Origin of the sequence: Solwaraspora sp. WMMD1047 (genome assembly GCF_029626155.1) — a bacterium.
Classification (GTDB): domain Bacteria; phylum Actinomycetota; class Actinomycetes; order Mycobacteriales; family Micromonosporaceae; genus WMMD1047.
On sequence record NZ_JARUBL010000001.1, the window covers coordinates 3,670,570 to 3,682,966 of the forward strand.

11 protein-coding genes are annotated in these 12,397 nt (G+C 73.4%); 5 read left to right on the plus strand and 6 right to left on the minus strand.

The features are described 5' to 3' along the window. Positions 1-88 precede the first annotated feature (88 nt). On the plus strand, positions 89-433 hold the full coding sequence (locus tag O7627_RS16640) for a hypothetical protein (RefSeq protein WP_278094430.1): 345 nt from the start codon (positions 89-91) through the stop codon (positions 431-433). A 7-nt stretch (positions 434-440) separates the two neighbouring features. Here O7627_RS16640 and pflA read toward each other — a convergent pair whose 3' ends face one another. The 3 genes from pflA to O7627_RS16655 are packed head-to-tail and all read right to left on the minus strand — an operon-like array spanning position 441 to position 3,938. Then, on the minus strand, positions 441-1,196 hold the full coding sequence (gene pflA, locus O7627_RS16645) for a pyruvate formate-lyase-activating protein (RefSeq protein WP_278094431.1): 756 nt from the start codon (positions 1,194-1,196) through the stop codon (positions 441-443). Beyond that, a complete protein-coding gene (gene pflB, locus O7627_RS16650; RefSeq protein WP_278094432.1) occupies positions 1,196-3,442 on the minus strand; it encodes a formate C-acetyltransferase in 2,247 nt (748 codons plus the stop codon). The genes pflA and pflB overlap by 1 nt, the downstream gene beginning before the upstream one ends. Beyond that, positions 3,393-3,938 (minus strand): universal stress protein, encoded by a 546-nt coding sequence (locus tag O7627_RS16655; RefSeq protein ID WP_278094433.1) that lies wholly within the window; start codon positions 3,936-3,938, stop codon positions 3,393-3,395. The genes pflB and O7627_RS16655 overlap by 50 nt, the downstream gene beginning before the upstream one ends. Before the next feature lie 182 nt (positions 3,939-4,120). Here O7627_RS16655 and O7627_RS16660 point away from each other — a divergent pair, with 182 nt between their 5' ends. Then, on the plus strand, positions 4,121-4,825 hold the full coding sequence (locus O7627_RS16660; protein ID WP_278094434.1) for a CBS domain-containing protein: 705 nt from the start codon (positions 4,121-4,123) through the stop codon (positions 4,823-4,825). A 79-nt stretch (positions 4,826-4,904) separates the two neighbouring features. Here the strand turns inward: O7627_RS16660 and O7627_RS16665 are convergent, their stop codons facing one another. The 3 genes from O7627_RS16665 to O7627_RS16675 all read right to left on the minus strand — a co-directional run bounded on the left by O7627_RS16665 (position 4,905) and on the right by O7627_RS16675 (position 9,593). Continuing rightward, on the minus strand, positions 4,905-5,396 hold the full coding sequence (locus O7627_RS16665; RefSeq protein WP_278094435.1) for a hypothetical protein: 492 nt from the start codon (positions 5,394-5,396) through the stop codon (positions 4,905-4,907). Positions 5,397-5,406: 10 nt separating this feature from the next. After that, positions 5,407-8,094, minus strand: coding sequence for a pyruvate, phosphate dikinase (gene ppdK, locus O7627_RS16670; protein ID WP_278094436.1), 2,688 nt, complete (start codon positions 8,092-8,094; stop codon positions 5,407-5,409). Positions 8,095-8,201: 107 nt separating this feature from the next. Further along, complete coding sequence (locus tag O7627_RS16675) at positions 8,202-9,593, minus strand: BNR repeat-containing protein (protein WP_278094437.1); 1,392 nt, start codon at positions 9,591-9,593, stop codon at positions 8,202-8,204. A gap of 70 nt (positions 9,594-9,663) precedes the next feature. Between O7627_RS16675 and O7627_RS16680 the strand changes: the two genes are divergently transcribed. The 3 genes from O7627_RS16680 to O7627_RS16690 are packed head-to-tail and all read left to right on the plus strand — an operon-like array spanning position 9,664 to position 12,355. After that, positions 9,664-11,334 (plus strand): DUF885 domain-containing protein, encoded by a 1,671-nt coding sequence (locus O7627_RS16680; RefSeq protein WP_278094438.1) that lies wholly within the window; start codon positions 9,664-9,666, stop codon positions 11,332-11,334. Position 11,335: 1 nt separating this feature from the next. Next, on the plus strand, positions 11,336-11,572 hold the full coding sequence (locus O7627_RS16685; RefSeq protein WP_278094439.1) for a hypothetical protein: 237 nt from the start codon (positions 11,336-11,338) through the stop codon (positions 11,570-11,572). Between the two features lie 48 nt (positions 11,573-11,620). Continuing rightward, positions 11,621-12,355: a DUF2071 domain-containing protein gene (locus O7627_RS16690; protein ID WP_278094440.1), complete on the plus strand. Its 735-nt coding sequence runs from the start codon at positions 11,621-11,623 to the stop codon at positions 12,353-12,355. Positions 12,356-12,397 lie beyond the last annotated feature (42 nt).

The following is a 12,397-nucleotide window of genomic DNA, read 5'->3' on the forward strand; positions in this document are numbered from 1 at the left end:
GCGGCGCGTTGACCCGCCGGCCGCGGCAACCGATCGTCGAGCTACCGCTCAGTCATGGATACGTAGGCGACGACAGATGCCCCGAGGAATGCTCCGAAGAGTCCTGACGGCCGCATCGGCGGTGGTGGTGGCCGCCGTCGTCGCACCGCCGGCCACCGGCCTGGCCGCTGGTGCCGCGACGACGCCACCGACGGCCGCCATGCACTGCGACTCCGGCGCCCGGACGATCGTCTGCGGCGTCACCTACAGCTCATCCACCCCGGTCCAGATCCGGTGGACCCTGCGCGGAAGCCCGATCTCGGGCTGGGACAACCTGGACCGGATCACCCTCGGCTGCAGTCAGCCCACCCAACTGGGGGTGACCGTCGCCAACTCCAGCGGCTCCGCGACCACCGGTCGGCTGGTCAACTGCAACCACGGGGAGTGGCCCTGACCGGCGCTCAGTAGACGGTCAGGCCGCGGTCGCGGAACTGGGACCGGACCCGGTCCAGCAGCGCGGCGTCCGGAGGCGCGGTGCCGGCAAGCGGGTACGGTAGGCCGAGGGCTGCGTACCGGGGCGCGCCGAGCCGGTGGAACGGCAGCACCTCCACCCGTTCGACGGTGTCCAGGGCGGCGGCGTGGTCGGCCACCGCGGCCACGTTCGCCGGCTCGTCGGTGAGCCCCGGAACCAGCACGAACCGTACCCAGATCGGGATTCCCCGGCCGGCGAGCCGGCGCCCGAACCGTAACGTCGGTGCCAGCTCACCGGTCCGGGTCACCCGCCGGTAGGTCCGCGGATCGCCGGACTTGATGTCGAGCAGCACCAGATCCGTCACGTCCAACAGCGCGTCGTCGGCCCGGGCGCCCAGCACGCCCGAGGTGTCCAGCGCGGTGTGCAGGCCGGCGTCCCGGCAGCGACGCAGCAGCTCGGTGGTGAACCGGGGCTGCATCAGCGGTTCACCACCGCTGACCGTGACCCCGCCCCCGGCCACCGCGATGAACCGGCGGTACCGGTCGATCTCCGCGGCCAGCGCGTCGACAGTGGTCGGCGTGCCGTTGCGGCGCAGCCGGGTGTCCGGGCTGTGGCAGTACTGGCACCGCAGCGGGCAGCCGGCCAAGAAGACCACGAACCGGGTACCCGGACCATCCACTCCGGTGGACAGGTCGAAGGAGTGGACGGCTCCGGTGACCTCGCCAGCCACCCGCTGGGCCGACATCACGTCCGCCCGTGGAAGGTCCGGGCGATGACGTCGCGCTGCTGCTCGGGGGTGAGCCGGACGAAGTTCACCGCGTACCCGGAGACCCGGATGGTCAGTTGCGGGTACTTCTCCGGATTCGCCATGGCGTCCTGCAGAGTGGCCCGATCCAGCACGTTGACGTTGAGGTGGAAACCACCCGCGTCGGTGTAGCCGTCCAGCACCCCGACCAGGTTGGTGATCCGCTCGTCCCGGTCGTGCCCGAGCCCGTCCGGGGTGACCGTGCCGGTCAGCGAGATGCCGTCCCGGGCCTCGTCGTACGGCAGCTTCGCCACCGACAGCGCTGCGGCGACCAGGCCGTGCCGGTCCCGCCCGTTCATCGGGTTCGCCCCTGGCGCGAACGGTTCACCGGCCCGGCGGCCGTCCGGAGTGTGGCCGGTGTGCCGGCCGTACACGACGTTCGAGGTGATGGTCAGCACCGACAGCGTCGGCTCGGCCGCCCGGTAGGTGGCCCGCCGCCGCACCTTGGCCATGAAGGTACGCACCAGCCAGACCGCGATCTGGTCGACCCGCTCGTCGTTGTTGCCGAAGCACGGGAACTCCCCGTCGACCACATAGTCGGTGACCAGGCCGGTCTGGTCGCGCAGCACCTTGACCTTGGCGTGCTTGATGGCCGACAGGCTGTCCGCGGCCACCGACAGCCCGGCGATCCCGGTGGCCAGGAAGCGGCGAACCGGGTAGTCGTGCAACGCCATCTCGATCCGCTCGTAGGCGTACCGGTCGTGCATCCGGTGGATGACGTTCAGCGCGTCGACGTAGGTGTCGGCGAGCCAGTCCAACACCCGGTCGTAAGCCGCCAGCACCTCGTCGTAGTCGAGCTCCTCGCCTCCCACCGGCGGCGTCGCCGGCGCCACCTGCTCGCCGGTGATCTCGTCCCGGCCGCCGTTGATCCCGTAGAGCAACGCCTTGGCCAGGTTCGCGCGGGCGCCGAAGAACTGCATGTCCTTGCCCACCCGCATGGCCGACACGCAGCAGGCGATCGCGGTGTCGTCGTCGAACCGGGTCCGGATCAGGTCGTCGTTCTCGTACTGGATGGCGCTGGTGTCCAGGGAGACCTGGGCGCAGAACCGCTTGAACCCGGCCGGCAGGGCCGGCGACCAGAGCACCGTCAGGTTCGGCTCGGGCGCCGGACCGAGGTTGTAGAGGGTCTGCAGGTACCGGAAACTGGTACGGGTCACCAGGGTCCGCCCGTCGCCGGCCATCCCGCCGAGCGCCTCGGTCACCCAGGTCGGGTCGCCGGAGAAGAGCTGGTCGTACTCGGGGGTCCGCAGGAACCGGATGATCCGCAGCTTGATCACGAAATCGTCGACCAGTTCCTGCGCGTCGATCTCGGTCAACCGGCCCTCGGCGAGGTCCCGTTCCAGGTAGATGTCGAGGAACGTGGCGGTGCGGCCCAGCGACATCGCGGCCCCGTTCTGCTCCTTCGTCGCCGCCAGGTACGCCAGGTAGAGCCATTGGACAGCCTCCCGGGCGGTGGCCGCCGGCCGGGACACGTCCTGGCCGTAGCTGGCCGCCATCTCGGTCAGCTCGGTGAGCGCCCGGATCTGTTCGGCGAGCTCCTCCCGGTCCCGGATCACCTCCTCGGTGGACGGCAGGTCGTCCAGCGCGGCCCGGTGCTCCTGTCGTTCGGCGATGAGCCGCTGCACGCCGTAGAGCGGGACCCGGCGGTAGTCGCCGATGATCCGGCCCCGCCCGTAGGCGTCCGGCAGCCCGGTGATGATGTGCGAGCGGCGGGCCGCCAGCACGGCGGCCGGGTACGCGTCGAAGACCGCGTCGTTGTGGGTCTTGCGGTGCGCGGTGAAGGTCCGCCGCACCGCCGGGTCGAGCTGGTAGCCGTACGCCTGCAGGCTGGCTTCCACCATCCGCAGGCCGCCGGCCGGCATGATGGCCCGGCGCAGGGGGGCGTCGGTCTGCAGGCCGACGATCAGCTCGTCGGACCGGTCGATGTAGCCGGGGGCGTGCGCGGTGATGGTGGCGGGGGTGGCGGCGTCCACGTCGTACACGCCACGCTTGCGCTCCTCGACGAACATCTCCTGCAGCCGTCCCCAGACCCGGAGGGTGCGGCAGGTGGCGCCGGTCAGGAACGAGGCATCCCCCTCGTACGGTGTGTGGTTGTGTCGGATGAAGTCGGCCACGTCGACGCGCTGCCGCCAGGTGTCACCCTGGAAGCCGCGCCATGCCGCTGGTCGCTGTTCGTTGACGGTCACGACCCGTCCCTCCTTCTGCTGCTGCCGGTTCGGTGGGGGCCGCGACGACCACCACCGGCACCGGCGGTTGGGGTCCGCGCCGGCGGGCGAGCCGGGCGGTGAGCGCGTCGCCGGTGCGGACGGCCCCGGTGTCGGTGGCGGGTCCGCCGCCACCGACCACGACCAGGTCGGCGAAGTCGGCCGCGTGGCACAGCGCGGTGACCGGGTCGGCCAGGACGACCTCCGTGGCGACCGGCGGGATCGGGACCAGGCCCGCGCCGGCCGCGGCGACCGCGTCGCGTTGCCGCCGCTGCAGCCTCAACCGCGCGGTGACCAGGTCGTCGCGCCGGCGGGCGGTGGCCCGGTCGGCGGTCGGCCAGGCGGTGACGACGAGTACCCGGGACTGCCGGCGGTCCGCCTCACGCAGCGCCCACGCCAGTGCGGCCCGCGCCGCCGGCGATCCGTCGAAGCCGACCGCGATCCGGCCCCGATCCGTCGTCCCGTGCGCTGTCTCCACACCTTGATCCTGCAGTCGTGCGTGGCAGCGGCGTAGGGCCGCTGGGCCCGGCCGGCCCGGGCCACCCGGCCCTGCCGGCGACCGGCCACCCCGCCATACCGTCGGATTGGCAGAAGTTCGGACGTGGAGAACTGGTGTGAGCGACCGGAGACGAGGGACCGGGCGCGGAAGGAGGGTCCGAGATGAGAACGTGGCGGGTGAGCGACGTGATGACCACCGACGTGGCGGCGGTCGGCGAGGACACCCCGTACCGGGAGATCATCGACGTGGTCACCGGCCGGCGGGTCAGCGCGGTGCCGGTGGTGGACGACTTCCGTCGGGTGCTGGGGGTGGTCTCCGAGGCTGATCTCCTGCACAAGGTCGAGCTGATCGGCCAACCGCACCAGCGGCGGATCTTCGCCAGCCGGCGCCGGCGCACGGCCGAGCAGAAGGCCGAGGCGGCGACCGCGCGGGACCTGATGACCGCCCCGGCGGTGACCGTGCACGGCCACACCGCCCTGGCCCGGGCGGCCCGCAGGATGGAACGCGAGGACGTCAAGCGGCTGCCGGTGGTCGACGACCTCGGCCGGCTGGTGGGCATCGTGACCCGCGGTGACCTGCTCAAGGTGCACCTGCGTCCGGACGCCGAGATCCGCTTCGACGTCGTGCAGGAGGTGCTCTGGCGGGTCCTGGCGGTCGAGGAGGGCCGGATCCAGGTGACCGTCGACGGCGGCGTGGTGCGGCTGCGTGGCCGGCTGGACCGGCGCAGCGCGGTGCAGATCGCGTTGCGGCTGGCGGCCCAGGTGAGCGGCGTCGTCGAGGTGATCGACGAGCTGGACTACGAGTTCGACGACACCCTGCTGACCGGTGCGGTGGCCTTCCCGCCCCCGACCACCGGGGTCCGTTGACCGGGCCGACGCCTGGCGCGGCAGGCCGGAGGGGACCAGGTTCGCCCTGGTCCCCTCCGACGCGCCCCGGGGCGGCGGCTCACCGACGCGCCCGGGCCGGCGGCTCGACCACCAGCCGTTGGGCGCGCAGGATCCGGGCCCACAGCGGACGCCGACCGGTCCCGCCCGACCGGCTGGCCCGCAGGTCCGGGCCGGGGAGTCCCTTGAGGCTCACCCAGCCGCCCGGTCCCATCGTCACCGTTCCGATGACCGGCGGGCGGCGCCGCCGGATCGCCACGAGCGACACCGCCGCCGCCGTGACGGTCACCGCGGCCAGCGCCGCCGACAGCACCTGGTCGAGGTCCACCACGGGGGTGAACCGGGCTGTCGTGCCGGTGACCAGGTAGGCACCCACCGGCCTCCCGCCCCGCTCCACGGGGACCAGCCGAGCCGCCGGCCCGTCCGTCGGGACCAGCGGGGAGTCAGGTCCGCCCGTCGGGACCCGCCGGGACGGTTGCCCGGCCGCCCCGTTCGCCGGGGCGCGCGGCGCGTCCGCCGCCAACGGGCGGACGCGCGGTGCGGTGCTGCTCATGTCGTACTCCTTATCGGCTGGCGGCGGACGGGTCGTCGGTGGTGACGACGGCGGCGTGGCCGGCGGCGAGCCGGGCCACCGGCAGCCGGTACGGCGAGCAGGAGACGTAGTCGACCCCGGCGCCGTGGAACCAGCCGACCGATTCGGGGTCCCCGGCGTGTTCGCCGCAGACGCCGATCCGCAGTCCGGGGCGGGCGGTGCGGCCCTCGTCGATCGCCAGCCGGATCAGCCGGCCCACCCCGGAGGTGTCCAGGGTCTCGAACGGCGACCGGGCGAAGATGCCCAGCTCCAGGTAGCGCGGGAAGAACGCGGCCTCGACGTCGTCGCGGGAGAATCCCCAGCCGAGCTGGGTCAGGTCGTTCGTGCCGAACGAGAAGAAGTCGGCGGCACCGGCCACCTCACCGGCGGTCAGCGCGGCCCGGGGCACCTCGATCATGGTGCCGATCGGGATCGGTGGCAGCCCGTCGACCTCGGCCAGCGCCACCGCCACCTCGGCCCGCGCCGCGTCCAGTTCCTGGACCGCGCCGACCAGCGGCACCATGATCTCCGGCCGCGGGTCGCCGCCGGCCCGGATCCGTTCCGCGGTCGCCTCGGCGATCGCCCGGGTCTGCATCGCCAGCAGGCCGGGCAGGACGAGCCCGAGCCGGACCCCGCGCAATCCGAGCATCGGGTTGGCCTCGTGCAGCCGCCGCACCACCCGCAGCAGCAGGGCGTCCCGGCCGGGATCGCGCCCCAGTGCCTCGGCGCGGACCACCCGGGCGGTCAGCTCCTCCAGCGCCGGCAGGAACTCGTGCAGCGGCGGGTCGAGCAGCCGGATGGTGACCGGCAGCCCGTCCATCGCGGCGAGGATGCCGACGAAGTCGGCCCGCTGCAGCGGCAGCAGCGCGGCCAGGGCCGCCTCCCGCTCGGCGTCGGTCTCCGCGACGATCAGCCGCTCCACCAGCTCGCGCCGGTCGCCGAGGAACATGTGCTCGGTGCGGCACAGCCCGATACCGGCCGCGCCGAGCCGGCGGGCCCGGGTGGCGTCGGCCGGGGTGTCGGCGTTGGCGTGCACCGCGAGCCGGCGGGTGGCGTCGGCGTGGCCGAGCAGCCGGTGCACGGCCGCGACCACCGGGTCCCGCTGCGACGTCGGGTCGCCGTCGAGGTAGCTGGCGACCGGGGACGGGTGCACCGGCGCGGTACCCCGGTAGACCCGGCCGGTCGTGCCGTCGATGGAGATCGGGTCGCCGGCACGCAGTTCGACACCGGCCAGGGTGGCGTGCTGACCGTCCGGCGCGATGACGAGATCCTCCACCCCGCAGACGCAGGTCTTGCCCATGCCCCGGGCGACGACGGCGGCGTGGGAGGTCTTGCCGCCCCGGCTGGTCAGGATGCCGGTCGCCGCGATCATGCCCGGCAGGTCGTCCGGGTTGGTCTCGCGGCGGACCAGGATGACCGGTCCGCCCGCCGCGGCCGCCGCGGCGGAGTCGAAGACGACCCGGCCGGCCGCGGCGCCCGGTGCGGCGGCCACCCCGGTCGCCACCGGTTCGCCCGCGGCGGCGGGGTCGATGGTCGGGAACATCAGCTGGGCGAGCTGGTCCCCGGTGACCCGGCGCAGCGCCTCGTCCAGGTCGATGATGCCCTCGTCGACGAGCTGGTTGGCGATCACGAACGCCGCCGCGGCGGTCCGTTTGCCGACCCGGGTCTGCAACATCCACAGCTTGCCGCGCTCGATGGTGAACTCGATGTCGCACAGGTCACGGTAGTGGTGTTCCAGCCGGTCCATGATCGACATCAGCTGGTCGAAGCTGGTCGGGTCGAGTCGTTCCAGCTCCTGCAGGGCGACCGTGTTGCGGATGCCGGCCACCACGTCCTCGCCCTGCGCGTCGGCCAGGTAGTCGCCGTAGACGCCGCGCGCCCCGGTGGCCGGGTCGCGGGTGAACGCGACTCCGGTGCCGGAGCCGGCGCCGAGGTTGCCGAAGACCATCGACATCACGTTCACCGCGGTGCCGAGGTCGTCGGGGATCTGCTCCTGCCGGCGGTAGAGCCGGGCGCGCGGCGAGTTCCAGGAGTCGAAGACCGCGCGGATGGCCAGGTAGAGCTGTTCGTGCGGGGCCTGCGGGAAGTCCCGGCCGGTGTGCGCGTGGAAGACCTTCTTGTACGTCTCGACCAGGTGCCGCAGGTCGGCGGGGGAGAGTTCGCTGTCCGTCGCGACGCCGGCCGCCGTACGGGCCGCGTCGAGTTCCCGATCGAACTCGGCGGCCGGTACGCCGCAGACGGTCCGCCCGAACATCTGGATCAGCCGGCGGTAGGAGTCCCAGGCGAAGTGCTCGTCGCCGGTGAGGGCGGCCAGGCCGGCGACGCTGGCGTCGGTGAGGCCGACGTCGAGGATCGTCTCCATCATGCCGGGCATCGAGTAGCGGGCCCCGGAACGCACCGACAGCAGCAGCGGGTTGCGGGGGTCGCCGAGCACCCGGCCCATCCGGGCCTCCAGCTCGCGCAGGTGGTCGTTGACCTCGTCGAAGAGCCCGGCGGGCGGCTCACCACCGGCCAGGTGGGCCCGGCACGCCTCGGTGGTGATCGTGAAGCCGGCCGGTACCGGCAGGTCCAGTCGGGTCATCTCGGCGAGGTTGGCGCCCTTGCCGCCGAGCAGATCGACCAGCTCCCGGCCGCCCTCGGTGAAGTTGTAGACGTACTTGGACGGGCTGTTGACAGGCATCTCGACCGCCTCCACTCGGATCCGCGCGGATGCTCTCCCTCCGTCGTACCAACCGGGGTGGGGGCCGCCCAGCGGCGAAGGTCCCGAGCGGAGGGGACCTTCGCCGGTCAGCCCAGCCGGAAGTCGGCGACCCGCAGCGGCGACGGCCTGGTGCCGGTCGACCGCTGCTGGTAGAGCACCGACAGCACCCCCTGGCTGCGGACCCGGTGCTCGTCGACCACCACCTCACCGAAGGCGTTCAGGCCGGCCCCGTCGAACCGCAGCGCCCAGTCGGTCCAGCCGCTGGCCCGGCTGGCGGCCACGATCCGCCCGTACGGCAGCACCAGGTAGGCGTTGTCGGCGGCGTCGAGGACGATCCGGGTCCGGCCGAAGGCGTTGAGCGGCACCGGGATCTCCGTCTTGTGCCAGGTTCCGGCCGGTTCGCGGCGCAGGTGGAAGATCCGGCCGTGCGAGCGCCGCTGGGCGACGAAGCTGGTCACGCACGGGGTGAACCGGGCGGGCACGTAGCTGATGACCACGTGTGGCTGGCCGGTCGAGTCGACCGCCTGGCTCTCCTGGTTGATCAGGGCGTGGTCGACGCCGAGCGGGTCGACCACGTGGCCGGGGCTGGTCAGCGACAGCAGCGTCGGCCCGCCGGTCGTGGCCACCGGTTCACCGGCGTTGTTGCGCCAGGTCCGGCCGGTGTCGTCGCTGTACGCGTACCCGGTGTCGTGGTTGGCCAGGCCGCCCGGGTCGCCGAGCACGGCGGTGCGTTCCCGCCAGGTGAAGGCCGCGTGCAGCCGGCCGGTGCCGTCGTAGGTGAGCCCGTGCAGGTAGAGGTTGCGGGTCGTGCTGGTGGCGCCGTTGGCGGCGTACGTGCCGGTGGCGCTGGTCCAGGGGCCGAGGAGGTTCCACCGCCCGTCGTGGTATTCGGCCAGCTCCATCCGCCCGTTGCTGGAGTGGCCGGTCCGGTACGACAGCTGCAGCCGGCCGTCGGGGGCGGCCAGGAACCGGGGGTAGCTGATCCCGCCGAGGTCCGCCCCGTCCAGATCGCGGTGGACCCGACCGAACCGGGTGGCGCGCCAGTCCCGGCGGGCCGGGTCGGCGACGAGCCCGGCCTCGGACCGGACGTAGTGCACGGGGGTGTCGTGGGTGTCCATGGCGACGTGCAGCCGGCCGTCGGCGGGGGAGACCCCCAGCGAGATGGTGTTGTGGGAGTCGTACGTGCTGAGGCTGTGCGGCAGGGCCAGCCGCTGCCAGTCGCCGGCGATCCCGCTGCCGACCGGCCGGCGGGCCAGCACCACCTGCCGGCTCGCGGTGTACCAGGCGGCGTACTGGTGGCCGGCCCAGGTGAGGATGCCGCTCTGCTGGTATGACGCCGTGTTCACCAGGCCGTCGTAGGAGACGAAGTACAGCGCGGTCCGGTCGAGCCGGGTGTCGTCGAGGCGGGCGACCGGCGGCGCTCCCGCGCCGTTCGGCGAGATCCCGGCCGGCGGGGCGGAGCGATCCACATTGGTCACAATTGAAAGATATCAATGGGACTGAAAAGGTGGGCACACCACGCCGGCCAGCCGCGGATACAGTGACCCGATGACGCCCGTCTTCGCCCTCTGCGCCCGATACGTCGCGGAGGCAGCCGCCCTCGACCCGGTCTCCGCCGAGCTGCGCGGGGTGGCCGGTGATCTCGGCCCGGCCACCGACCACAGCCCCGACGGGTACGCCGCCCGCGCCGACCTGATCCGCACCACCCTCGCCGAGCTCGACCGCACCGAGGTGACCTCCGAGTCGGACCGGCTGGCCGCCGACCACCTGCGCGAACGGCTGACGGCAGACCGCGTCTGGCACGACACCGGCGAACCGCTGCGCTACCTGCAGGCCCCGTTCGGGCTGCTCCACACCGTCCGCGACAGCGCCGAACTGCTGCCCACCCACGACAACGACCAGTGGCGGCGGGTCGCCGCCCGGCTGGCCGCGATCCCGACGATGCTGGCCGGCTGGCGGGCCAGCCTGGCGCTCGGCCTCGACCGGGGCCTGCCGGCCGCCCGCCGGCAGGCCCTGGAGTCGGCCGGCCAGGCCGACCGCTACGTCGGGTCGCACGACCGGCTGGTCGCCGCCCACGGCGACGGCCCGCTCGCCGCCGAACTCGCCCAGGCCGCCCGGGCGGCCTACCGGGGGTACGCCGAAACCGCCGACTACCTGCGCCGGGAGTACGCCCCCCGGGCCACCGAAACCGACGGGGTCGGGGCCGAACGGTACGCGGTCGGCGCCCGGCGCAGCCTCGGCGCGGACCTCGACCCGCTCGACGCCTACCGGTGGGGGTGGGAGGAGCTGCACCGCATCGAGGAGGAGATGCGGCGGGAGGCCGACGGCGTACGCTCCGGCGCCAGTGTGGACGAGGCGATCGCCCTGCTCGACCAGACCCGGTACGTGGTCGGGACCCAGGCCTACCATGACTGGCTGCGGCAGTGGCACGACCGGGCGATCGAGCAGCTCGACGGCCGCCACTTCGACATCCCCGCCCCGCTGCGCCGCATCGACGTGACCCTGGAACCCGACTCCACCTCCGGCGCGCCGTACTACACCGGGCCGAGCGAGGACCTGAGCCGGGCCGGGCGCACCTGGTGGCCGCTCGGCGGCCGGCAGCGGTTCGAGACCTGGAGCGAACTGTCCACCGTCTTCCACGAGGGCGTACCCGGACACCACCTGCAGGTCGGCGCGGTCCGGCTGGCCGACGACCGGCGGCTGTCGCGGTTCGCCCGGTTCACCGGCGTCAGCGGCCACTCCGAGGGCTGGGCGCTCTACGCCGAACGGCTCGCCGACGAACTCGGCTGGTTCACCGAACCGGGCAGCCGGCTCGGCATGCTCACCGGCTCCGCGCTGCGCGCCGCCCGGGTCGTGATCGACATCGGCGTACACCTGGACCTGCCGCTGCCCGACGGCTCCCGGTGGAGCTTCGAGGTGGCCAGCGAGTTCCTGCGGACCCGGGGCCGGTCCGAGGCGTACCGGGTGCACCCGGAGGTGGTCCGCTACTTCGGCTGGCCGGGGCAGGCCATCTCGTACAAGCTCGGTGAGCGGGCCTGGCTCGCGGCCCGCGACGAGGCGCGGACCCGGCCCGGCTTCGACCTGAAACGGTGGCACACGGCCGCCCTGGACCTCGGGCCGATCGGCCTCGACGGCCTGGCCGAGGCGCTCCGCAAGCTGCCCGCGTCGACCGGGCCGGTTGCCGAGCCGGTGCACACTGCGGATGAGGGGAGCGTGTGACATGGAAACGGCATTCTGGATCGGCGGACTGATCGTCGCCGTGATCGTGGTGATGATGTTCATCAACCTGGTCACCGGGCGGGGTAGCGGGCACCCGACGGACAATCCGCAGCGGACGCACGACGCCTACCACGGTGCGGCGGGCGCCGGCGGCGTCACCGACTCCTGGGGCGGCGACAGCGGTGGCGGTTTCAGTGGTGGCGGCGACGGGGGTGGCGGAGGCGGAGGCGGCAGCTGAGCCCGGACCGGTGCGCTCGTCGGCGGTACCGGCCGGCATGATGATCTGATGGACATCGAGCCGGTGACCGAGCTGCCCCCTCGGTCGGTGCGGCGTTCCATCGTGGTGCAGAGCTGGCGCGACCTGGCGTTCCTGCACTGGCCGGCGGATCCGGCGACCGTCGGACCGCTGCTACCGGCCGGGACCCGGCCGGACCTCCTGGACGGCGTCACGTACGTGGGCCTGATCGGGTTCCGGATGGTCGGGGTCGGGCCGCTGTCCGGGCCCGGGGTGCCGTACCTGGGCACGTTCTGCGAGACGAACGTGCGGCTCTACTCCGTCGACGCGGCGGGCCGCCGGGGGGTGGTCTTCCGGTCCCTGGACGCGGCCCGGCTGCTGCCGGTGCTGGTGGCGACGGCCAGCCTGCGGCTGCCGTACAAGTGGTCGGCGATGCGGCTGCACCGCGACGGCGACCACTACACCTACACCTGCCGGCGCCGCTGGCCCGGCCCGCGGGGGGCGGCCGGGAAGATGACGGTACGGGTCGGCCCGCCGGTGACCGAGCCAACTCCGCTGGAGCACTTCCTCACCGCCCGGTGGGGGCTGCACGTGCGGGCGCACGGCCGCACCCTGTACCTGCCGAACGTGCACCCCCGCTGGCCCCTGCACCGGGCGGAGCTGACCCGACTCGACGACGAACTGGTCAAGGCCGCTGGGCTGCCGGCCCCGACCGCACCACCGGTCAGCGTGCTCTTCTCGCCCGGGGTGCCGGTGCGGTTCGGGGCACCCGTCCGGGCTGCGTGAGCGCACCCTTGACCCTCGACCGGGTCGAGCCCATAGCTTCCC

Coding starts and splice junctions, on each gene's coding strand:
- O7627_RS16640 (WP_278094430.1), top strand. CDS start 89: ATGCTCCGAAGAGTCCTGACGGCCGCATCGGCGGTGGTGGTGGCCGCC.
- pflA (WP_278094431.1), bottom strand. CDS start 1,196: ATGTCGGCCCAGCGGGTGGCTGGCGAGGTCACCGGAGCCGTCCACTCC.
- O7627_RS16660 (WP_278094434.1), top strand. CDS start 4,121: ATGAGAACGTGGCGGGTGAGCGACGTGATGACCACCGACGTGGCGGCG.
- O7627_RS16665 (WP_278094435.1), bottom strand. CDS start 5,396: ATGAGCAGCACCGCACCGCGCGTCCGCCCGTTGGCGGCGGACGCGCCG.
- ppdK (WP_278094436.1), bottom strand. CDS start 8,094: ATGCCTGTCAACAGCCCGTCCAAGTACGTCTACAACTTCACCGAGGGC.
- O7627_RS16680 (WP_278094438.1), top strand. CDS start 9,664: ATGACGCCCGTCTTCGCCCTCTGCGCCCGATACGTCGCGGAGGCAGCC.
- O7627_RS16685 (WP_278094439.1), top strand. CDS start 11,336: ATGGAAACGGCATTCTGGATCGGCGGACTGATCGTCGCCGTGATCGTG.
- O7627_RS16690 (WP_278094440.1), top strand. CDS start 11,621: ATGGACATCGAGCCGGTGACCGAGCTGCCCCCTCGGTCGGTGCGGCGT.